At 42.7% G+C, this 22,254-nt stretch carries 19 protein-coding genes; 6 read left to right on the forward strand and 13 right to left on the reverse strand.

Annotation, left to right across the window (positions count from 1 at the left end):
- Positions 1 to 54: 54 nt before the first annotated feature.
- The 5 genes from WR49_RS02210 to WR49_RS02230 all read right to left on the reverse strand — a co-directional run bounded on the left by WR49_RS02210 (position 55) and on the right by WR49_RS02230 (position 4,585).
- Complete coding sequence (locus WR49_RS02210; RefSeq protein WP_046222916.1) at positions 55 to 1,479, reverse strand: aspartate kinase; 1,425 nt, start codon at positions 1,477 to 1,479, stop codon at positions 55 to 57.
- Between the two features lie 79 nt (positions 1,480 to 1,558).
- Positions 1,559 to 1,945, reverse strand: a complete 387-nt coding sequence (locus tag WR49_RS02215) for an ectoine synthase (RefSeq protein WP_017057770.1) — start codon at positions 1,943 to 1,945, stop codon at positions 1,559 to 1,561.
- 13 nt (positions 1,946 to 1,958) lie between these two features.
- Positions 1,959 to 3,224 (reverse strand): diaminobutyrate--2-oxoglutarate transaminase, encoded by a 1,266-nt coding sequence (gene ectB / locus WR49_RS02220; protein ID WP_017057769.1) that lies wholly within the window; start codon positions 3,222 to 3,224, stop codon positions 1,959 to 1,961.
- A gap of 10 nt (positions 3,225 to 3,234) precedes the next feature.
- Positions 3,235 to 3,792: a diaminobutyrate acetyltransferase gene (gene ectA / locus WR49_RS02225; protein ID WP_017057768.1), complete on the reverse strand. Its 558-nt coding sequence runs from the start codon at positions 3,790 to 3,792 to the stop codon at positions 3,235 to 3,237.
- A gap of 532 nt (positions 3,793 to 4,324) precedes the next feature.
- Positions 4,325 to 4,585 (reverse strand): DUF5062 family protein, encoded by a 261-nt coding sequence (locus tag WR49_RS02230; RefSeq protein ID WP_010431978.1) that lies wholly within the window; start codon positions 4,583 to 4,585, stop codon positions 4,325 to 4,327.
- A 445-nt stretch (positions 4,586 to 5,030) separates the two neighbouring features.
- Here WR49_RS02230 and WR49_RS02240 point away from each other — a divergent pair, with 445 nt between their 5' ends.
- Positions 5,031 to 5,246 (forward strand): hypothetical protein, encoded by a 216-nt coding sequence (locus tag WR49_RS02240; protein WP_017057767.1) that lies wholly within the window; start codon positions 5,031 to 5,033, stop codon positions 5,244 to 5,246.
- A 144-nt stretch (positions 5,247 to 5,390) separates the two neighbouring features.
- On the opposite strand, the gene WR49_RS02245 is transcribed toward WR49_RS02240, so the two are convergent.
- From WR49_RS02245 to betI, 8 genes are all read right to left on the reverse strand, one after another.
- Positions 5,391 to 6,047: a Qnr family pentapeptide repeat protein gene (locus tag WR49_RS02245; RefSeq protein ID WP_046222918.1), complete on the reverse strand. Its 657-nt coding sequence runs from the start codon at positions 6,045 to 6,047 to the stop codon at positions 5,391 to 5,393.
- Between the two features lie 447 nt (positions 6,048 to 6,494).
- Positions 6,495 to 6,977, reverse strand: coding sequence for a MarR family winged helix-turn-helix transcriptional regulator (locus WR49_RS02250; protein ID WP_017057758.1), 483 nt, complete (start codon positions 6,975 to 6,977; stop codon positions 6,495 to 6,497).
- 363 nt (positions 6,978 to 7,340) lie between these two features.
- Complete coding sequence (gene choV / locus WR49_RS02255; protein WP_046222919.1) at positions 7,341 to 8,570, reverse strand: choline ABC transporter ATP-binding protein; 1,230 nt, start codon at positions 8,568 to 8,570, stop codon at positions 7,341 to 7,343.
- Positions 8,571 to 8,572: 2 nt separating this feature from the next.
- Positions 8,573 to 9,415 carry a choline ABC transporter permease subunit gene (gene choW, locus WR49_RS02260; protein ID WP_046222920.1) on the reverse strand — a complete coding sequence of 281 codons (843 nt, stop codon included), beginning with the start codon at positions 9,413 to 9,415 and terminating at the stop codon, positions 8,573 to 8,575.
- A 65-nt stretch (positions 9,416 to 9,480) separates the two neighbouring features.
- On the reverse strand, positions 9,481 to 10,482 hold the full coding sequence (locus WR49_RS02265) for a choline ABC transporter substrate-binding protein (protein ID WP_046222921.1): 1,002 nt from the start codon (positions 10,480 to 10,482) through the stop codon (positions 9,481 to 9,483).
- A 121-nt stretch (positions 10,483 to 10,603) separates the two neighbouring features.
- Entirely contained in the window at positions 10,604 to 12,316 is a 1,713-nt protein-coding gene (gene betA, locus WR49_RS02270) for a choline dehydrogenase (protein ID WP_046222922.1), read from the reverse strand.
- A 31-nt stretch (positions 12,317 to 12,347) separates the two neighbouring features.
- Positions 12,348 to 13,808: a betaine-aldehyde dehydrogenase gene (betB, locus tag WR49_RS02275; RefSeq protein ID WP_046222923.1), complete on the reverse strand. Its 1,461-nt coding sequence runs from the start codon at positions 13,806 to 13,808 to the stop codon at positions 12,348 to 12,350.
- Positions 13,809 to 13,882: 74 nt separating this feature from the next.
- Positions 13,883 to 14,491 (reverse strand): transcriptional regulator BetI, encoded by a 609-nt coding sequence (gene betI, locus WR49_RS02280; protein WP_017057752.1) that lies wholly within the window; start codon positions 14,489 to 14,491, stop codon positions 13,883 to 13,885.
- 625 nt (positions 14,492 to 15,116) lie between these two features.
- Between betI and WR49_RS02285 the strand changes: the two genes are divergently transcribed.
- The 5 genes from WR49_RS02285 (at position 15,117) to WR49_RS02305 (ending at position 22,215) form a co-directional block, all read left to right on the forward strand.
- A complete protein-coding gene (locus tag WR49_RS02285; protein ID WP_046222924.1) occupies positions 15,117 to 15,821 on the forward strand; it encodes a response regulator in 705 nt (234 codons plus the stop codon).
- A gap of 36 nt (positions 15,822 to 15,857) precedes the next feature.
- Entirely contained in the window at positions 15,858 to 17,177 is a 1,320-nt protein-coding gene (locus tag WR49_RS02290) for an ATP-binding protein (protein ID WP_046222925.1), read from the forward strand.
- A gap of 136 nt (positions 17,178 to 17,313) precedes the next feature.
- Positions 17,314 to 17,589, forward strand: a complete 276-nt coding sequence (locus tag WR49_RS02295) for a hypothetical protein (RefSeq protein ID WP_017057749.1) — start codon at positions 17,314 to 17,316, stop codon at positions 17,587 to 17,589.
- 563 nt (positions 17,590 to 18,152) lie between these two features.
- Entirely contained in the window at positions 18,153 to 20,522 is a 2,370-nt protein-coding gene (locus tag WR49_RS02300) for a M4 family metallopeptidase (RefSeq protein WP_046222926.1), read from the forward strand.
- Between the two features lie 157 nt (positions 20,523 to 20,679).
- Complete coding sequence (locus WR49_RS02305; RefSeq protein WP_046222927.1) at positions 20,680 to 22,215, forward strand: M28 family metallopeptidase; 1,536 nt, start codon at positions 20,680 to 20,682, stop codon at positions 22,213 to 22,215.
- The last annotated feature ends 39 nt before the right edge of the window (positions 22,216 to 22,254 follow it).

Consider the following 22,254-nt stretch of genomic DNA (forward strand, 5'->3'; position numbering starts at 1 on the left):
TAGTCATTCTACAAAAATATAGTAGTGGAGATGCCTCATCCCCACTACTATATTTTAGGCAGCACTCACCGATTTTTTAGCTTTTTTATTTTGATCAAAAAACTCTTTATGTAGTGCACAAATCGCTTGTTGATACTTGTCATCATTCACAACAAATTGCACATTGACATTTCTCATCGACGAGTGTAATGCAATAGGAGTTACGCTATTATTCATCAATGACAGTACGCCATTAGCAAGTGTTTTGTTGGTATCAATCTGAGAACCAATCGCTGAAATTATGGCTACCATACGGCCAGCAATTGATGCCTTTGGATACCGCTTCTCAGCTTTATAAAGCACCTGATTTAAGCTTTCAGGGTTACCACCAAGATAATAAGTAATAGAGTTGGCATTCATCTCCTTGCCTATCAGGCTAACTCTTGCATCCGCAATAATTTCCATTAACTCATAACTCACATTATCTATCTTACCAACCATTCCTTGGTCAAAGATGTGCAACGCGTAGACTTTCTGTTTTCCAGCAATGATCTCCACATGATCCGTATCTGGTCGATAATTCGAAGAGATCAGTGTACCTTCATGCTCAGGTTCAAAAGTGTTCTTAATTTGCAGCTCAATCCCGCATTCACGTAAACCTGCAGCCGCATTTGAGTGGATAGCTTCCATACCAAGATTGGCTAATTGGTCAGCAACATCATAGTTAGTTAATCCAATGGGATTCACTGAGCCAACACCGACGACTCTAGGGTCTGCCGAGCTGAAATGATACTCTTTATGGATAACCGCAAGCGATGCTTGAGTTATTGTTGCTATGCGACTGAATGTCATCTCGCTGTAGCCACGGTCATAGGTATGCATTAACCCTTCTTTGCAATAGGCATAACCGGTAACAATAGGTAATTCTTTAGTCACGTCTATTTTAGAGAAAGCCTCTTTAATTGTCTCATCCAAACTTAGAGGTTGTTGGTTATCCCAACCAGACAAATCGACAAAAGTTGAATTTATACCGATATTTTTCAGTTTAAGAGCCGTATTATATGCACTATGTGATTCGCCAATAGAAGCAAGAAACTCTCGAATTTGCGGCAAGTAATGTCGTAGTGAAAACTGCCCGTATTGACATGTTTCAAGAATATTCGCGATACAGTTTTTTGCTTCTGAAATGCGAGACCGGATAAACTTATCCGCTCTAATACGATTCATTGGATCAGCGAAGATATGTTCATTAGTCAACAACATACGGCTTTCAATATAAGACAGAGAGTCTTTCCATGAGTCGTCACGTTTAGCAATTAGTTGATAAACGCCTGGTTTACCAGTTTTTTTACATTCCAGTAATGCATCTGTCATACCGCCATACGCAGATACAACAAAGATTCGGTTATATGGTTTTTTGGGGCGGAGAATAATATTGTCGAGCACAGCATCAAATGCTGTCATTGATGTACCGCCGATTTTTTCTACGGTAAATGTCATAAAAGACCTTAATAATTAAGAAATTGGAAGGCTAAGTAAATAAAGAATGGGGGGGATGTTCCCCCCTCCCAAAAAAACGCTAGTCAACCAGTGGATAGACACCGTTTTCGTCGTGAACTTCAGCCCCAGTAATTGGCGGGTTAAACACACAAGCCATGACCATTTCTTTGTTTTTATATGCGCGTAAATAGTGCTCGTCATGCTTATCAAGGATATAAAGCGTTCCAGGTTTAATTGGATAGGTTTTACCACCAACCACTTCGATCTCCCCTTCTCCACTCATACAAAAAACTGATTCTAAATGATTTTGGTAATGGATATGTGTTTCTGTCGATTCGTAGATTGTCGTGATATGGAATGAAAAACCCATATTGTCCTCTTTCAACAGCATACGAGTACTTTCCCAGTTATCTGAGACAATACGTCTTTCGCTATTACGACATTCATCAAGTGTTCTAACAATCATTTTATTATCCTTATTACGATGCTTTTTTGAAATACTTGGTTGCTATAACTTCAACTGAGTTTTCGAAAATAGTTAGGCCTTGTATAAGCTCCGACTCCGATATAGTTAGCGGGCAAAAGAACTTCAATATTTCATCGTTTGGACCTGCTGTCTCAATTACCATGCCGTTGTCAAAACATGTTTTAGCAATATCGTCAGCAGTGTTTTCATCTTTACATTCAATACCAATCATCATTCCGCGCCCTTTACGTTGAACAAACAACTCAGGGTAGCGTTTGATATTGCGTTGGATAACCTCGTCAACCAAGCTTGAACAGTGTTGGACATGAGTTTCAAAATCCTCATTTGCCCAATAGATTTCCAGCGCTTTAGCCGCGGTGATAAAGGCATGATTATTACCTCGAAAGGTACCGTTGTGCTCTCCCGGCTCCCACTTATCTAATTCAGGTTTTAACAAAACGATGGCCATCGGTAACCCATAACCACTAATAGATTTAGACAGTGTTACAATATCAGGCTTAATACCTGAAGGCTCAAAGCTGAAAAAGGTACCCGTTCGCCCACAGCCAGCTTGTATGTCATCCACAATTAACAATATATCGTGGGCCTTACAAATTTTACTTAATCGTTGTAACCATTCATTTGAAGCGACATTAAGCCCGCCTTCACCTTGAACCGTTTCCAATAAGACAGCTGCTGGTTTATCCATACCGGCTGAATTATCGGTTAACATCGTTTCGAACAATTTTAATCCATCAATGTCAGCGTAACCTTCAAACGGCAAACGCGTAACGTTGTTGAGATCTGAACCTGCACCTTGCCTGTGATGTTGATTACCAGTCGCAGCCAGTGCACCTGCAGTACAACCATGAAAACCATTAGTAAACGCAACAATGCTGCTTCGACCTTTCACTTTTTTAGCTAACTTGATTGCAGCTTCCACTGCATTTGTTCCTGTAGGGCCGGTAAATTGAACTTTGTAATCTAATGCTCTTGGTTCCAAGATGAAGCGACTCAGTGCTTCTAGGAATTCAGCTTTGGCTTCTGAATGCATATCTAAGCCATGTGTAATTCCATCCATTTCAATGTACTCAAGCAGTGCTTGCTTAAGAATTGGGTTGTTGTGACCGTAATTTAGAGATCCTGCTCCAGCAAGAAAATCGAGGTAACGATCACCTTGTTTTGTTTCAAGCCAGCAACCTTTTGATTTGCTAAAGGTGACTGGAAAACTATTCGAGTATGAACGTACGTTAGATTCCTGCTTTTTAAAAATATCCATGATAAGGCCGTTATTTAATTCCTATTAGTTTGTGATTATTTAAGGGAATTCGATATAAATATTCAGTATCGTGCCGACCGTTGAAGTGAACATTCTCATCTAAGAATGTTGTCACCTCTCCGGAACTACCATTTTTAGCGTCTAGCTTTTTGAATAGTGCCCAAGATGCTTGGTTTGATTTGGTAATGGTGGTTTCAATAGCGTCGATACCCTCCATCCATTCTCTCTTAAGTAAAGCATCAATCATCTTGTAAGCTAATGCATTACCTCTAAACCGAGGGTCAACGGCTACTTGCCAAATAAATAGTACATTAGGCTCATTCGGCTTCTGGTAACTAGAAATAAAACCGGCAAGGTCCCCTTTGTGCTCAACCAAGATACAAGTTTTACTAAAGTGAGTAGACTGCAAAAAATTGCAATATGAAGAATTAACATCTAATGGTGGGCATTCTGAAATTAAGCGGTAGATATCGTTGCCATCAGAAACTTCGGGCTCACGAAAAATCCATTTCTCATTGCTTTTTTCTACAATCTCCGAATATAGCCCCCAAGGCGCTGATGTAATCATATCTAGTTTTTTCCTTCGAACTCTAATTAAATTCCTTTCCATTATGAGCATTTTCACAGCATAAAGATCAACAAATTAACGCCACAAAGCTAAATTATGTGATGTGTATCACATCATTTGGCGTATTACATGAATCAAACAATACTTTGAGTTCTAATGTATTTATTGAGGTGAAGTTATCGAGATGTATTTTTCAAGGAACAAACACAAAAAAGTAGTTAGACAGAGGTTGAGGATAGGAGCTTTTTTCGCATGGCGTTAAGTAGCCGAGTACCCCACGTTTGATAGGTAGTAAGCCATTTACTGAGTCAGACCTATAACCTAATTGATAAGCAATCTCTAGCTAAAGAGATAGCAGTCAGCATCCAATAAGTCGCTAACTGAAAGCACTCCAAACAGTGGTATCTATAAGTCACTATTGGAAATGTTAGCCCAAAAAAAACCTAGCGACGAATCGTTAGGTTTCTAGTATAAAAGCAGTAATAACGAGCTGAAAAAGAAACGGATTCAGATACACCCATTTAACTTTTACTTACTTTAGAGGATCATTGTCAGGTAATGCTTTGTGTATCCATAACGCTAAGCGCTTTTTAATGTTTGCTCCATCAAGCTTACTTTCGGGTAGCGGCGTTATCTGATTCACTTCAACGAGGAACAAATACACCGCTTTAACCTTTATTGGTTGAGATGAATGTGGCAAATCAAAGCCCTGCAACTTTGCCATTTTGAAACCGACCTCTACTGCTTTTTTCACCAGCTTATCTTCATTAATGATCTTCGCGGTTTTCGACATATTATCTCCATCACCTTTACTGAGCGAACAATAAGTATATCAAACAGATATCGTTCACAAGATTACCGTGCTCCCAAATCGAACACTCTTCCTGATAAAACCATAAACGAATCACCGTCTGGGAAAGGATTCTAGTTTGAATGCCATCCACAATGTTTAATGGTCCAAAAAACCACCTTTTTTTTACCAAAAACTCAATAAATGAGACTTTCAGCCAAGAAACTAAAAATCGAATAAAATTTGACTTATCATTATAAAGAATACGGCATATTATTATCATTTAGTCAACAATCGCTTTCTTTAAAACCAATAACCTGCTGTTATTTAATCAGTTTTATACTAAAACGACTTAGATCATACTTACCGTTTCCTGTAACGAAAATAACTTACAAAACACTCAATAATAAAATAGAATAAACCCACTAATTTTATACTGGTGTTAAAAATGCGTTACCTATGGGCTTCATTCTGTCATAAAAATCCAATTCTCGGACGAATCGTTCATATCCTTGTTATGTTGGTAGCGTTAGCTTCTATCGTTGTTCCACTGATCTCGACAGATGCAACAACAATACTAATGGCACTGGGTGTAGCCCTTGTGTGTATTGTTCTATTCGTTTTCTTTGCGCTCAGTGACAAAATGCGTTCAGGCATGCACTAAACTCCACTTTTCATAACTTGCCGTCTCTTTTCGAGCATCGATATTAGACTGACCGTTTCCAGAGAAACAAAAACGCCCAAAGTTATTCGCTTTCGGGCGCTTTTAGTTTCGGAGCGCATTACTCGCTCAACGTCACCGAACCTATCAATCTGGCATGACAACAATACCCATACTTTCAAGCAGTTGCTCTTGCTGCCAAGCGACAATTTTAATTCCAGATGTATCGACCTTGCGAGGATCTAACCCTTCTAGTTCTGCATGGCACAAATTCGCCCCTTGCATACTGAATTGCCCCCATACGTCTTCCGAGAACACACCCCGGCTGAGATCAGACTCTTTCAGTGACGCGCCACCAAGATAAGTGCCTATCCAACGGTTCTCAAACAGTTCGCACTTCTCTAAACAAGCCTGTTCAAAATTAGCGTAAGACAGGTTGCAACCCGTGATGTATGCCGAGCAAAAATACATGCGATTGCTCACCTGGTTGGCAAAATTCGCACGAGTAAAGTTCGCCCCTTTCAAGTCGCATTCACGTAGCTCAATACCATAGCAATTCGCGTTACTGAAATTCGCCATTGCCAACTGACAATTCTGGAAGCTTGCATCTCGTAAGTCGGCAACATCAAAGTGGCATCCCTCAATATCGCCTTGTTCAATTAACTTACAGTTAATAAACGTTGCGTCACGTAAGTTCGAACGTCTGAAATCACAACGGATAAACGTGCAGGCTGTAAATGTAAACTCTGATAAGTCTTGCTGAGCAAAACTGTGATGATGATAAGTGCTGTTATTGGTGTCCATTTAGCCCCCTAAAGAAATTAAGCTAAGACTACCATTGCGATCTTAAGAAAACACCAAATTAAAAACCAACAAAAACAGCAACTTAAAACACCCTAATTTAGCCATTTTAAGACACCAAACAAGCCCTTTAAGGTTGTTATTTTCGATTTATAGGATGTGCTTATCTTGAAAAAAGTTTTGTCGCTTAGAAGGAGCATATAAGATGAGACACAACGAGGAGATAATCATCATATGTCAGTATGAACTTGATGCAATACCCTATACAGATACACTCGCTGATAATCGGTCTTTCTCAGGCCCAATTTGTATCGACAGACCACAACTAAAAGGTGATTTGTACCAGTAAAATCTGAGGAGTAGGGAGGCAAAAATCAAAAATGGCCGCTTAGTGCGACCATTTAATAAATGTTTAAGTTGTTGTTATAAATGAATAATTTACAAACAACGTTAGCTCTTAGCTACGTTTGCAATGCCTTCAAGCTGAAGTACTGGAGCGGCGTCGATGTCTTCTGCGTTCATCATTGATGATACTCGCTGCATTGAAGAAAGCAGTAAGCTTTGCTCCCACGGTTCTAAATTTTGGAACTTTTTAACAAAGTTATCTTGCAGTGGTGGGGGTGCGTTATTAAGCAACTCTTGCCCTTTTTCAGTCAAGTTCGCGTGTACTTTGCGGCGGTCCGACGAACTGCGCACTCGTTGTACATAACCATTTAACTCTAGACGGTCGATGATCGTCGTCGTCGTTGCTTGGCTTACATTGGTCTGATTAGACAATTCTTTGATTGTCACATTACCCATTTCTTGGATTGCTCTCATTAAGATTAATTGAGGGCCAGTCATACCATACTCTTTACTCAGCTTTTTCGAGTGTAAATCGATAGCGCGAATAATTTGTCGAATAGCGACCAGGATTTCGTCATGTTTGTCCAAGATGCAGACCTTTGTACTAATATATTGTGAGTGGCTTTACAGCGTCGAAGTGATTAGCTGTCCTGAGTGATTAAGTCGGGCACGTTCGAATTACACTGTAAATTGATAAATTAATTCATTGATTTTTTCCGCATTGTACTTATGTTCATAGTATTCTCAATCTTTTCTATGCTTCTGAATTTGCGCAGACCAACATTTTTGTTTAACGAGTGCCGATATTTGGCCTTAAAGAGACGAACAGGATAAGAAAAGGCGAGAAGTTGTTGGTAAATAAAAAGACGGTTTAGTCAAATAGGTAACGAGATCTCGCGACCTCACTACCTATTTTATCCGTTAGAAAACGAGTTAACTCAGCTCAAACCATTAAGCGGCACTGTTGAGTTGAAAATTCCCTATTAGCGCGTTGTAAAACTCACTGTTATCCAAAATACCAACCAATTGATTGTTTTCAACCAACAGAATTGGGTTGTTACTTATCTGTTTCAATTTAATTGCATCACGCATTCCAATTTCAGGGCTCGCCACTACAACACTCGACGCGCTAATCGCGGTTAGATCGTCAGATTCATTCCACTCAACAAGCGCCAAAGTTGGCTCACCTTTTACCGATAATGAGCCTTCAGTCTGTTCTATCCATAAATCTTTTGAATCACAAATCTTCCAACTCTCATTATCTTGCCTCAGTGAATCAAGAGGCTGCATAAGTGAACGACCTTTCAATACGTTCAACGGGTTAGTGTGGGCAACAAAGTCCTTCACATATTCCGTTTTTGGCGTTAACACGATTTCTTCAGGTTTGCCGTGTTGAATCAATTTTCCTGATTCCATGATAGCGATGTTATTACCAATCTTCAGCGCTTCATCAAGGTCATGACTCACAAACAAAATCGTTTTGTTAAGCTTATTTTGTAGCACTATCAGTTCATCTTGGAGTTGCGCACGAATCAAAGGATCAAGCGCAGAAAAGGGTTCATCCATCAATAGAATGTCAGTATCCATCGCAAAAGCACGTGCTAAACCCACACGTTGCTGCATACCACCAGAAAGCTCATGAGGGAATTTTGTTTCCCACTCTGATAAGCCAACCATCTCCAGTTGCTCACGCGCTTTAGCACGACGAACATCTTTAGCGACACCCTGCATTTCAAGGCCAAACGCGACATTATCTAATACAGTTAGCCACGGCATTAAAGCAAATTTTTGGAACACCATAGAAACACGGTGTGTACGTAGGTGGCGCAATGTCGCTTCGTCGCACTGTTTGCCTAAATCAACCAGCTTATCGCCATCTTTGATTGCCAATGAACCACGGCTAATTTCATTCAAACCGTTAACAGCGCGAAGCAGTGAAGATTTACCCGAGCCAGACAAACCCATGAGTACGCAGATTTCGCCTTCTTTAACGGTCAGTGAAACATTATCGACACCCACCACTTGGCCCGCTTCATCGATGATCTCTTGGCGAGTTTTGCCTTGGTCGAGCAGTTCAAGCGCTTGATTAGCTTTGTCACCAAACACAACGTCGAGATTCTTAATAGTAATAGCATCCATAGCTTTACTTTCTTCAAGCACATCTTTGTTTACTAGAGACATAATTAAGCTTCCTTCTGGTTGGGTGTTTTGCACAAGCGATCAAGAATAATTGCTACTAAAACAATCGCTAATCCGGCTTCAAAGCCTTGTGAAATGTTGACTGTGTTTAGAGCTCGAACGACTGGCTTGCCAAGGCCATCAGCCCCTACCAGTGCCGCAATAACTACCATTGAAAGCGATAACATGATGCACTGTGTGATACCCGCCATGATGCTGGGTAAAGCCGCCGGCAATTCAACTTTGAGTAGCAACTTCATGCGGCTAGCACCAAAAGCTTTACCTGCTTCAATCAATTCTTCTGGTACTTTTGTGACCCCCAAATAGGTCAAACGAATCGGCGATGCTATCGCGAAAATGATCGTCGAGATTAAGCCAGGAACGATGCCTAAACCAAATAGCACTAAGGTCGGAATCAAGTACACAAACGTTGGGACTGTCTGCATTAAATCAAGTACTGGACGTAGCATCGTATAGAGCCAAGGACGATGAGCAGCCATGATGCCAACTGGTACACCAATTAATACGGAAATCGTTGTCGCCGCAAAGACGAGAACAAAGGTTTCCAGCATTTCTTGCCAATAGCCAAGGTTGAGGATAGTGAGAAGCGCTGCGACGACAAAGATCACCAACGACAGTTTACGGTGTAAATACCATGCGATTGCCGCCGTTATCACGATTGGCAGCGCAGGTGGCATCCATTTAAATACATCAACTAAAAAAAGAATAACGGTTTCCAAAAAGATAGAAATAGCATCAAAAAAACCTGCTGCGTTAATTGTTAACCAGTCAACACCAGTTTCCATCCATTGTCCGACAGGGATTTTGTTTTCCGTAATAAAATTCACAATATTGCCTTTGATTATTGGTGAGCCGAAGCTCACCTTTGTTATTTATGTAACTGGGTAGAGAACTAAGCTTTTACCTGCTTTAGGTAGTCAGTAACGGCTTGAGTTGCTGATTCACCTTTATGTGTTTTTACGTTATCTAACCAAGCTTCCACTTGCTGTGGGTTGCTATTTAGCCATTGTTGAGCCGCTTTTTCAGGCTTAACGTTTTGGTTAAGGATTTCTTCCATCAACTGGTTTTCCATCTCTAAAGTAAACTCTAGGTTCTGTAGAAGTTGACCGACGTTTGCGCACTCAGACAGGTAGTTTGAACGAACATTGGTGTAAACATTTGCGCCGCCATAGTTAGGACCAAAGAATTCATCACCACCTGATAGGTATTCCATTTCAACATTGCTGTTCATTGGGTGAGGTGCCCAACCAAGGTAAACAATCCATTGGCTACGGCGTGCGGCGCGTGATACTTGAGATACCATGCCTGCTTCGCTTGATTCCACTAAGCTAAAATCTTTTAAGCCAAATGCATCAGAATCAATCATTGATTGGATTAAACGGTTACCATCGTTGCCCGGTTCGATGCCGTAGATACGGTCTTTAAACTTGTCGGCATGCTTTGCGAGATCGGTGAAACTTTTCACACCAGAGTCGTACACATATTTTGGTACGGCTAGTGTGTATTTAGCGCCTTCAAGGTTGGCACGAACGGTTTCTACAGTGCCCGCTTCACGGTACTTAGCAATATCGCCTTCCATAGTTGGCATCCAGTTACCTAAAAAGACATCAATATCGCCGTTGGCCATTGAAGAGTAAGTTACCGGTACTGAAAGTAGGTCGGTTTTGGTTTTGTAACCAAGGCCTTTTAATAGTTCAGAAGTAACAGCAGTTGTAGCGGTAATGTCTGTCCAACCCACATCAGCGAAGCGCACGTTTTCACATTGCTGTGGTTCAATAGAAGCGTTAGCACCAAATGCAAATGAACTGATGGCTAATGTTGCGAGCGCCTTCGTTTTTAACGCATTGCTTGCTAAAGGCTTATTTGTCGCGGTTTGTTTATGTTGAGTCGTCATAATGATTCCTTTTTTATCTTTCCTTTTACTGCCCTAACTCATACAAATAAGGGAAGTTCTACTAACTTTTTACTAATTTTTGTTATTACTGGTTTTCTTATTTTTATTCAGTAACAGAGACTTACGCCTCTCTTACTGGTTTATTTATTCTTTGTTTCTCTTCCCATTCAGGTGCAATCCACACAGGAACGTCTTGTTCTTTAAGTGCAGGCTTGCCCAGAATCAAATCAGAAGCACGCTCAGCCACCATAATGGTTGGTGCGTTTAAGTTGCCATTTGGAATGGTTGGGAAAACTGATGAATCCACCACACGTAAGTTGTCGATGCCGCGGACTCGACACTCTTCATCAAGCACCGCCATTGGGTCGTTGTCTGAACCCATTTTGCAGCCGCATGAAGGGTGGTAGGCGCTTTCAACGTTCTGCTTAACCCATTCATCAATCGCTTCATCAGAAGTAATGTTGAGACCAGGCTGAATCTCTTCACCTCGGTACACATCCATTGCAGGTTGAGACAGAATCTCACGCGTCAGGCGAATACAGTCACGCCAATCTTGGCGGTCTTGTTCGGTCGAGATGTAGTTGAAAATGATCTCTGGCTTGGCATGTGGATCAGCAGAAGTGATCGCCACCGTACCGCGGCTTTCTGGCTTGTTAGGACCAACGTGTACTTGGAAGCCATGACCATCAAAGGCCGCTTGCCCGTCGTAACGCATTGCTGCTGGTAGGAAGTGGTATTGAATATTCGGCCACTTCAATCCTTTGCGTGAACGAATGAACGCGCATGATTCAAAATGATTAGTAGCCCCCAAACCTTTACGAGTCAGAATCCACTCTGCGCCAATCATGCCCTTGCTCACTAAACCAAGCTTGCTGTTGAGAGTAATAGGCTCGTTGCAGTGATATTGGAAGTACACTTCTAAGTGGTCTTGAAGGTTTTCACCCACGCCGTTCAACTCGTGTTTCAGTTCAACGCCTGCCTTTTCAAGCACGGATTTCGGGCCGATACCAGAAAGCTGCAGCAGTTGAACAGAACCAATAGAGCCCGCAGACGAGATCACTTCTTTGTTCGCCACAGCCACTTGGGTATTGCCTGACTTTTCGAATTCAACACCAACAGCTTTCAGACCCGATTGACCCTGTGTGTCTTGTGACTCAAGCAAGAAACGACGAGCCACGATACCTTTTTTCAAGGTAAGGTTTGATCGCTTCAATGCACGGCGCAGATAAGCGTTAGAGGTTGAGGCTCTAACACCCTTGTCTACTGTCATGTGCATAGTACCGAAGCCTTCTTGCTGGTAGCCGTTATAGTCTTGTGTTTCTGGGTAACCGGCGTCTTTACCTGCATCAATAAATGCTTGATAAAGAGGATTAAGCTCCATATCGTTGCCGTTACAAGTGCCTACTGGCCCATTGTCGCCACGGTATTCGTCACCACCTTTGCTCCATGATTCAGCACGGCGGAAATAAGGCAGACAGGCTTGGTAGTTCCAACCCGCAGCACCCTCTTCTTCCCATTGATCAAAATCGCATGCATGGCCACGAACATAAACCATACCGTTAATTGATGAGCTACCGCCTAATACTTTGCCACGTGGACAATGCAGTTCACGTCCATCAAGGCCCGGCTCTTGCTCTGTTTCAAATTGCCACGCATACTTTTCAGTATTCATTGGATAAGAAAGCGCAGTTGGCATTTGGATAAAAATGCTCTTATCCGTACCACCAGCTTCCAATAATAAAACGCTATGTTCACCGCTCTCTGTTAGTCTATCCGCTAACACACAGCCGGCCGAACCCGCGCCGACGATAATATAATCGTAGCGTTGTTCCATTTTGTTTCTCCGTTGAGTTGAGTGTTACGCGTTAGGCATATGGGCTAGCGAAATCGCCTAGCTCAATAAGAATGCTCTTGGTTTGCGTGTAGTGAAGTAGAGTTTCTGGTCCATTTTCACGACCAATACCCGAAAGTTTGTAGCCACCGACAGGCATTTCTGCAGGTGAGTCACCCCATGTGTTAACCCAGCAAATACCGGCTTGCATTTGATGAATAACTCGGTGAGCGCGAGAAAGGTTTTGCGTGAATACGCCAGCAGCAAGGCCATATTTAGTGTCATTAGCACGGCGAATAACGTCGTCTTCGTCAGTAAACTTCATTACCGACATCACTGGACCAAAGATCTCTTGTTGGACATGTGGCATGCTGTCTTCGCAATCCACAAACACGGTTGGAGTAACAAAGTTGCCGTTCGCTAGGCCGTTGTCTGTCACTTGATAACCACCAGTTAACAGGGTTGCACCAGACTGTTTAGCTAGCTCAATCGCTTCAAGAACTTTTGCAAGATGTTCTTTAGAAATCAACGCGCCAATCTGAGTATCCATCTTCATTGGGTCACCAATGATCAGCTTTTCAGTGCGTGTTTTAAGTTGATCAATAAATGCGTTATAGATGTTTTCGTGTACATAAACACGAGTGCCATTAGTACATACTTCGCCTTGGGTGTAGAAGTTTGCGACCATGGAAGCGGAGACCGCATCATCCAATTTCGCGTCATCAAACACAATCATTGGTGATTTGCCACCAAGCTCCATAGTGACCGGTTTAAGCGTTTTGGCGCTATCGGCCATCACGGCTTTACCTGTACCAATTTCACCGGTGAATGACACTTTTGCGATATCTGGGTGTGCGGTCAGCATCTGGCCAACGCGATAATCTCCCTGAACCACGTTAAACACACCTTCAGGAAGCCCCGCTTCGGTAAAAATTTCAGCGAGCTTAAGTGCCGTTAGCGGCGTTTCTTCTGAAGGCTTGAAAATCATGGCGTTGCCCGCCGCGAGTGCCGGTGCTGATTTCCACATTGCGATTTGAATTGGATAGTTCCACGCACCGATACCTGCACAGATACCTAACGGTTCACGGCGTGTGTAGAAGAATTGAGATTCACTAAGCGGTTGTTGGTCGCCTTGAAGAGTAGGAGCAAGGCCTGCGAAATATTCAATAACATCCGCGCCAGACGCCACATCCACTTCAATTGCTTCTTGCAACGGTTTGCCCGTATCAACAACCTCAAGGCTAGCAAGCTCATCATTTCGAGCTCTAAGTATCTCTACAGCTTTTAAAAGAATACGGCTGCGTTCAACGGCTGACATTGCTGACCATACCGCAAATCCACGTTTTGCCGATTCGATAGCACTATCCACATCCGCTGAAGATGCTTGACCCAAAGTTGCGATAGATTCACCGTTTGCCGGATTAATACTATCAAAGGTTTCACCAGACGTTGCTTTAACTGCTTCGCCATCGATATATAATGAGTTCATTTCCATTTGAGATTCTGACTTAATTATTGTTTTAGACTCTACAGGTCTATATGTGAGTGTTTGTAATTCGAATGCTATGACTAGGTTTTATTCGAGTGACACGAGTAAAACGTCAATTGCTTATCAAGGTAGTCATTGATAATAGCGCGTGCCTTTTGGGCATCGATACCTTCAGGGTTTAACGTGCCTCTCAGCCATAAACCATCAATCAAAGAAGCAATACCGTGAGCAACGAGCTCCGCCTGTTCATGATTAAGAATACCTTTCAACTCAAGGCGTAAATGCGAAAGTAAACGTCTTTCATTCACGCGCTGAAGTCTTTTCAATTGTTGGTCATGCATCGAATATGACCAAAATGCCAACCACGTTTTTGCGACCTTGTTTTCGGCTTGGTAGCCTTCGAAGTTACCTTCAATGATTGCATTAATCCTCTGCTGGTGAGCATCAACAGGGAGTGCTTTTAATGCCGTGGTAATGGTGTTGGATAATTGGCGAAGAATTTCACGCATAGTCTCTTCAAGCAGACCATGCTTTCCACCAAAATAGTGATTAATGATGCCCGTTGAAACTCCCGCTTCCTTACTGATCAAAGCAATACTTGCGGCATGTAAACCCACTCGATCAATCACGGTCATCGTGGCTTGTACGAGCTGTGGTTTACGTATATCAGGCATCCCAACCTTCGGCATTTTTTAGTCCTTTTATTTTTTATTGAACGTTTAGTTAAATATAAAATGACAGAAATTTAGTTAGGGTTCAAATGATTATTTGAAACAAACCCATAACAGAGAACCACCAATACATAAATAAATTAAATATAAACAATCACTTAAATATCATTTAGACCCCTAATTAAAATTAATTAAAGATTTGAGGTGTGATGGTTATTGGTCGAATGTTTTCACTTAAAAAGTACAAAATTCAATCAAACTAATATTATGTAAAAATTAGGCAGATCGTCTTAAAAGCAGATTCTAACGCTGAAAATTAAAGGTAACGGTAATGTCAGTAATGCATTTCGATAGTAGTGCATACCGTTATTCACTCCTGTGTAAAAAAAGTACACTCTATTGATTAATACTGTGGCTATCGGCCGGACAAATGTAATGGAATAAGTACGCTTTATGAACATTGTTTTTTATTTTGATCACTAATTCAAAATCAGCATTGAACTACCGTAGAAAGTGTTTAATCATTTACGTCAGATATTGTTCGCGAAGCATTTGAATTCAATATGCAACAATAGCTCACCATAAAATCAAACCCGTTCAAAAAATCTCAATAAGTTAAACACACGATAAGGCTGAGAATGGAATGACAAAACCTAAAATGATCCTCGTAGAAGACGATTTGAAACTTCAGCGAATGCTAAAGGATTACTTTGTTACGCAGGACTTTGATGTTTCCACACTCGATGATGGCAGTAATGCCGCGCAGACCATCCTTGCCGAACAGCCTGATATCGTGTTGTTGGATTTAATGCTCCCTGTAACCGATGGACTGACAATATGCCGACAGACGCGCACTCTCTTTAAAGGTAAGATTTTAATGCTCACCGCCAGCGATGATGATTTCGACCACGTTGCAGGCTTAGAGACAGGCGCTGATGACTATGTCACCAAGCCAATCAAACCAAGAGTTCTGCTGGCCAGAGTTCGTTCGCTATTACGCCGCCAAGAGGCCAATACGACTTCAGTCGATGACTCAGACAACCTTCAGTTTGATCAACTGGTTCTGAAAAACACCTATAAGAAGTGTGAACTTTCAGGTGCCGTTTTATCGCTCACTGACAGCGAGTTTGACCTATTGTGGTTATTAGCGAGCAACCCTGATACTCCGCTATCACGTGACTATTTGACACAAACGCTGCGTGGTATTGAGTACGACGGAATCGATCGAACGATTGATAATAAAATAGTGCGCCTAAGAAAGATTCTTGGCGACGACCACACTCCAGCAGAGAAAATTCAGACCATTCGCGGGAAAGGTTATTTATTTGTTTCGACCGCCTGGCGTTAACCTCGCTCAATACGAGCGTAATAAAAGAGAGCGATTATGCGACGTATCTTTTTGGAGTCCTTAATAGGGCTGTTAGTTTGCTTTATGGCCGGCCTTGTCGCCTACGAGATTAGCGTCTATCAGCTCAATACTGACTACGAATACGTACTGGAAGATTACGAAGCGGCTGCCCACCAGCAATTGATCGAGAATATCGCTAAGAATCAAGGCCTTGAAGCTGCTCATCAAGCGATAAACCAGTTTGTAGAAACCACACGAAATAAATTGGTTACATTCAGCCCAGACGATGAAATACCTAGCCCCGTTTTAGAGTTCTTCAGCACGAATCCGAACACCTTTGTTTTTCACGATGATGAACGGGACCTATGGTTTCGCTTAGCAAGCAGTGACAATACCTATCACTACCTCCCCAACAGTGAAGCGTTCGTTAGGCAAAAAATAGAGTTGGAGGATGACCTCATTTGGTTGTTCTTTTTAACGAGCTTTATCTTATATGGCTTATGTCATCTATTTATTATCTTTCGCCGAGTTAAAAAGCTTGAGGCTGCCACTCTGCGTTTTGCGGAAGGTGATCTCTCGACACGAGCCGAGACTTCAAGTGGTATTGCGATTGGTTCACTGAACAAATCCTTCAACCTAATGGCCGACCGAATTCATCGCTTAGTAGAAAGTAATCGCTCACTCACTAATGCTGTCGCTCATGAACTGCGCACGCCAATATTCCGTATTCAGTGGCAAGCAGAAATGTTGAAAGACACCCAGCTAAACGCAGAGCAAGAGAGCACGATTGAGAGTATTGTCGAAGACACGGAAGAGATGGAAAAGATGGTCGATGAACTATTGTATTACGCCAAACTCGATAGCACTGACCTAGAAAACTTACAACAACCATTAGAGATACGAGACTTTCTCGGTCACGCGATAATTCGTTGGAACAAAGAGACAGAGCTCAATATAGACCTATCACTGCCTGAACAAGCTCAATTGATAATGTCGGATGAAACGCTACTCAACCGAGCACTAGATAACCTAGTTCGTAACGCAATGAAGTTCGCACGTTCGCAAGTGTCAATTGAAGCAAGCCTGCATCAAGATAAGCTACAGATCGCGGTGCATGATGATGGTGATGGCGTGGCAAAGGAGCATCAAGCTCGCCTGTTCGAACCCTTTTACGTTGGCGACAAAGCACGTAATAAAGCCAAGAGTGGCCATGGTTTAGGGCTTTCTATCGTCGAGAAGATCTGTGCTCAGCACAGCGCTACCGTGGAAGTGGGTCAGAGCCAAACCTTAAAGGGGGCGGTATTCACCATAACCATTCAGCTATGTAATGATTCAGCTGACAAACCCATACAGTAACTACAAAACACCTCTGGAATAATGTTCAACATCGGCCGGGAGATCCTGTCTCCCTATGAACTTATTGAGTCTAGATAATCATGACACCGCCTTTGTGGCTTGCCATCTAGATTCCAATCATTCTTAAGGTATTTTTATGAAAAAGTTATTAGTTGTTTTAGGTATTGTTTCTTTGGCAGGTTGTTCAGGTATCAACCACAGCGAAGAAGTTTACACAGCGCACGCTGAAAGCTTCAACATTGTTGGTTTCCAAGTTCCAGGTAACACACAAGATCGTGCAATGGAATTGGTACCTGAAGGTGCAACGGTTGATACTATTCGCTCAACAAACTCTGATACAAGCTCTGTTCTGGGTATCATCAACCGTATTATCGGTATCGACTACGTTCAAGTCGGCGGTAAAAAGCAGTAATTCACTTTAGTTACAAACCATGGTTAAGCGTCTAGTTACGTACCTTTAATCAGTAGCCTGTACAAACCAAGTTAATTTAAGCCAGTGACCCGTCGCTGGCTTTTTTCATCCAGCAGATTTTGTGCTCTGTGCCAAGTAAGTAGTTAATTCCCCCAGCTTCTCGTCACTAATAACTCGAGAAATAAGCCTAAGAATCTTCAATTTCTTATCAAAATGGCCTGTAAATTCGCTGAATAACCTTCCGCTAAAAATCACACTTTGAAATCGTTGATCCTTCTATCAACCCAAACCCCATTAATTGAGGCACAGATCAATTTGCACTAAGATCTTAATTATCAATGAAAATTAACACTTAATAAAAGTATCATGATTGTATAAATAAAAGACACGGGTGCGTTCAAAAATAAACAGAAACAATAACTATCTGTAAATACGATAAATATAAATTTCATGAATAAAAGAGATCACTGCCATGCTACTAAATAATCAGATCGAATGATGTAAATACATTGTATTGGTTTTGTTACTTTTTCTTTGAATTTATATAGAAAGAGAAAATAACAATGAAAATAAGAAAGCGTTTAGTTGCCGTTGCTATAGCCAGTGCTATGTCTTTATCAGTTCATGCAAATGAATCCGTTAAAATCGATCAACCGATCAACTTTACCAACTTCTCAGGGTTGAACGCCCAGTTAGGTGTCAGTAACGCCTCTAACTTCAAAATGGTAAAAGAAGTTAGCCTCAAAAAGCGTGGTACCTACAAAGTTAAGATTCAACAGAACATTTGGGGCACACCAGTGTGGGGGCATTACCTAAATGCGACCCAAAGTGTGAAAGGTGGGGCGCTTAAGTCGGTTCAAGGCCTCTACCTTAAAACAACAACCCTAGAACGATCGTTTGTGAAACCCTCTATCAATAGCTCTCAAGCCGTTGATCTTGCAAGTAAAGACCTCAAGACTCAAGGCTTAACCAGCCAATCTCTAGACAATGTCCAACATGAGCTGTTTATTTATCAGGGCAAATCGAAACAAGGCATTAGCACACAAGGGGCGGATAAAACACGCCTAGTGTACGTTGTCTCTTACCTTGTCGAAGGCAGCGAGCACCCTACTCGACCATTCACCATGTTAGACGCACATACGGGCGAAGTTATTGACCGCTGGGAAGGTATTGCTCACGCACAGGTTGGCACTGGCCCCGGTGGTAACGAAAAAACAGGCATGTACGAATACGGTACTGATTACCACTACCTAGATGTGTTGGAAAATGGCACAGAGTGTGTGATGGAGTCAGAAAATGTTGTCACCGTTGACCTCAATGGTGCTACCGATGGCGACACCACCTACCGCTATGAATGCCCTCGTAACGAACACAAAGCCGTAAATGGTGCATTCTCACCACTCAACGATGCACACTACTTCGGCAACATCGTGTTCGACATGTACAAAAACTGGTTCGACACAGCACCACTCTCCTTCAAGCTCATGATGCGTGTTCACTACGGTGAAAACTACGAGAATGCATTTTGGGACGGCAAGGCAATGACCTTTGGTGATGGTGAAAGCTTCTTTTACCCGCTTGTCAGCTTAGATGTATCAGCGCACGAAGTGAGCCATGGCTTCACGGAACAAAACTCAGGCTTAGTCTATGCAAATCAATCTGGTGGTATGAACGAGGCTTTCTCTGATATGGCTGGTGAAGCCGCTGAATACTACATGAAAGGCACCAATGACTGGATGGTCGGCCGTGATATCTTTAAAGAAGAAGGAGCTTTGCGTTACATGGACGATCCATCACGCGATGGCTCATCAATCAACAACGCCTCCGAATACTACGATGGCTTGAACGTGCACTACAGCTCTGGTGTGTTCAACAAAGCATTCTACCACCTAGCAACCACACAAGGTTGGGACACGAAGAAAGCGTTTGAATTGTTCGTGCTAGCCAACCAAATTTACTGGTCAGAAAACAGTGACTTCTGGCAAGGTGCTTGTGGCGTGAAAAACTCAGCAACCGACCTTGGCTACAGTGCCGATGACGTTGTTGCTGCGTTCAACCTAGTCGGTGTCAGCCCATGTGGCGAGCCACCATTGCCGCCAGAACCGGAATATCAAAATCTAACCAATGGCCAAGCTCAAACCGTGACTGGCGAAACAGGTTCGAAAACTTACTTCGATATCGAAGTACCAGAAGGCCAAGACAAACTGACGATTGATCTGGCTGTCTCTACTGGTGACCCAGATATGTATGTCGGCCTGGACTATGCACCAAGCTCTCAAGAGAATATCTGTAAGAGTGAAACCGTGACCGATGAAGTCTGTGTCATTGAAAGCCCAGTAGCAGGTCGCTATACCATTAACGTTCTGGGTTACTCAGATTATGCAGATGCAAACCTAAAAGCATCATACGAAGCAAGCAATGCTAACGTACCGCCAACCTCTTCATTCGAACACACCATTGTTGGTAAAGAAGTAGAGCTACGCAGTACAAGTTCGGACAGCGACGGACAAATAGTCTCTTATCAATGGAACCTAGGCGATGGCAACATACTGAATGGTGAAATGACTCGTCATACTTACGCAGCAGCTGGCGATTATGTGGTAACACTTTCCGTGACAGACGATGCTGGCGTCACTACGTCTACCAGCAAATCCATCAACATTGAAAGCAGTTCAAACGATGCCTTCCCACTAAAGCTAAAGTTTGGTAACAAAAATCCGAACGGCAAAGCTCGCGTTAAGCTGGCATGGGATTACGACACCAACGACTACTTTGTGATTAAACGTAATGGCAAAAATGTTGGTGCGACAGACTACAACTCATACGTCGACAAGTTCCGTCACAACGGTACGATTGATGTGGAGTACCAAGTGTGTACCTCAAGCGATATTTGTTCAGAAACCAAGCACTACCGTTTCATTAAAGCACAATAATCGATAATAAATTCAGGGCTCCTAAAGGGGCCCTGTTTCTCTATTTGGATAGTAAAAATATCCAATAGCAGCACCAGAAAGACAACGCTAGACAAAAGGCGGTACATAGAAACGATACCAATCAGAACAACGATATTAACCATAAAAAGGACAACAAATGGCTATCAAAAAAAGCATCCTGGCATTCGCTATATTCGGGAGTGTCTCGGCTTACGCATCACTCGGCATTACACCACCAGAGGGCTCAGAAGTTTGGATCACAACCGATGCTGATGCCCAGCACCTTGTGACTCAACACGGCGCAACAGTTTATTCAGGGCTGGTTGCGAACAATAACTCCATTGTGGCTAAAATAAACGAGAAACAACTGGCTAAACTCTCTAGCCATATGCACGAAGAAACCCACCGCTGTGGTGGTTACATGGTACATGAAGACCAAGCAAGTGCACTCAAAGCGGCAGCTATGCCACTGACGATGAGCACGTTCGAAAAGCCAGTGATCAGCCACCAAGATACAGTAAACGACTTACTCGCTCAGGTTGAACCCAATAACATGGTCACAACCATAGAAAACCTGACCACTTTCACCAACCGTTTTTATACTACTTCTACTGGTATTGCTGCTTCAGATTGGCTTTTAGAACGTTGGGAAGCGGAAATTAAAGATGTACCCTACGCGTCTGCGCGCCAAATCACACACGCTGAATACCCGCAAAAATCGGTTGAAGTGACGCTACTTGGCGCTAAATATCCAGAAGAGATCGTCGTTGTTGGCGGGCACCTTGATTCCACAGTCGGTTCTTGGACAAGTGAAGGCACCATCTCCCCGGGCGCGGATGACGACGCATCAGGTATCGCTACCGTGACAGAGTCGCTGCGCCTTATGGTTGCCAGTGGGATTCAGCCCGATAAAACCATCAAATTCTATGGCTATGCGGCAGAAGAAGTGGGATTGCGCGGTTCGCAAGATGTCGCTAACACTTTAAGAGATGAGCAAGCAAACGTTGTCTCGGTACTGCAATTAGACATGACGAACTATAACGGTTCAGCGCACGATATCACCTTCATTACGGATTATACCGACAGCAATCTAACCGCCTATTTGAGTGAACTTATCGATACTTACGCCAGTGAGATCAGCTACGGCTTTGATGATTGTGGCTACGCCTGTTCTGACCACGCCTCATGGCACAATGTTGGCTATCCAGCAGCAATGCCGTTTGAGAGCATGTTCAACGATTACAACCCGAACATCCATACGGAACACGATACACTTAATAACTCCGACCCGACGGCAACACACGCGACAAAATTCGCCAAACTGGCGATTGCTTACCTCGTTGAAACCAGCCTTGACTCGCCAGTTTCAGGCCCTAAAGAGCTGCAAAATGGTGTCCCTGTTGAAGGCCTTACGGCGGGATATGGTGAAGAGCAATTCTTCACCTTTACGACTCAAGATGCCGGCCAGTTAACCGTAACAATGACCGGACCTCGCAGTGGTGATGCCGACCTATACGTCAAACACAACGGTGTGGTTTCGAAAGCTAGCTACGATTGTCGTCCATACACAAATGGCAGTAACGAACAGTGTGTATTGAATAAACCTGCGGGTGAATTCAACATCATGGTGCGCGGTTACCGTAACTTTAACGATGTATCTATCGTCGCCAACTTTGTTCCTCAGTCGCTATGAGCCTTGTAAACCATCACTCATACAAGTGCCACCGAGCAT

Origin of the sequence: Vibrio sp. ECSMB14106 (assembly GCF_000972265.1) — a bacterium.
Classification (GTDB): Bacteria; Pseudomonadota; Gammaproteobacteria; order Enterobacterales; family Vibrionaceae; genus Vibrio; species Vibrio kanaloae.

Excerpts from the sequence above, each read along its gene's own strand:
- WR49_RS02295 (WP_017057749.1), top strand. The coding sequence starts at position 17,314 with ATGAAAAAGTTATTAGTTGTTTTAGGTATTGTTTCTTTGGCAGGTTGT.
- WR49_RS02240 (WP_017057767.1), top strand. The coding sequence starts at position 5,031 with ATGCGTTACCTATGGGCTTCATTCTGTCATAAAAATCCAATTCTCGGA.
- betB (WP_046222923.1), bottom strand. The coding sequence starts at position 13,808 with ATGGAAATGAACTCATTATATATCGATGGCGAAGCAGTTAAAGCAACG.
- choV (WP_046222919.1), bottom strand. The coding sequence starts at position 8,570 with ATGTCTCTAGTAAACAAAGATGTGCTTGAAGAAAGTAAAGCTATGGAT.
- WR49_RS02245 (WP_046222918.1), bottom strand. The coding sequence starts at position 6,047 with ATGGACACCAATAACAGCACTTATCATCATCACAGTTTTGCTCAGCAA.
- WR49_RS02305 (WP_046222927.1), top strand. The coding sequence starts at position 20,680 with ATGGCTATCAAAAAAAGCATCCTGGCATTCGCTATATTCGGGAGTGTC.
- WR49_RS02210 (WP_046222916.1), bottom strand. The coding sequence starts at position 1,479 with ATGACATTTACCGTAGAAAAAATCGGCGGTACATCAATGACAGCATTT.
- WR49_RS02285 (WP_046222924.1), top strand. The coding sequence starts at position 15,117 with ATGACAAAACCTAAAATGATCCTCGTAGAAGACGATTTGAAACTTCAG.
- WR49_RS02215 (WP_017057770.1), bottom strand. The coding sequence starts at position 1,945 with ATGATTGTTAGAACACTTGATGAATGTCGTAATAGCGAAAGACGTATT.
- WR49_RS02290 (WP_046222925.1), top strand. The coding sequence starts at position 15,858 with ATGCGACGTATCTTTTTGGAGTCCTTAATAGGGCTGTTAGTTTGCTTT.
- WR49_RS02300 (WP_046222926.1), top strand. The coding sequence starts at position 18,153 with ATGAAAATAAGAAAGCGTTTAGTTGCCGTTGCTATAGCCAGTGCTATG.
- WR49_RS02265 (WP_046222921.1), bottom strand. The coding sequence starts at position 10,482 with ATGACGACTCAACATAAACAAACCGCGACAAATAAGCCTTTAGCAAGC.
- betI (WP_017057752.1), bottom strand. The coding sequence starts at position 14,491 with ATGCCGAAGGTTGGGATGCCTGATATACGTAAACCACAGCTCGTACAA.
- betA (WP_046222922.1), bottom strand. The coding sequence starts at position 12,316 with ATGGAACAACGCTACGATTATATTATCGTCGGCGCGGGTTCGGCCGGC.
- ectB (WP_017057769.1), bottom strand. The coding sequence starts at position 3,224 with ATGGATATTTTTAAAAAGCAGGAATCTAACGTACGTTCATACTCGAAT.
- ectA (WP_017057768.1), bottom strand. The coding sequence starts at position 3,792 with ATGATTACATCAGCGCCTTGGGGGCTATATTCGGAGATTGTAGAAAAA.
- WR49_RS02230 (WP_010431978.1), bottom strand. The coding sequence starts at position 4,585 with ATGTCGAAAACCGCGAAGATCATTAATGAAGATAAGCTGGTGAAAAAA.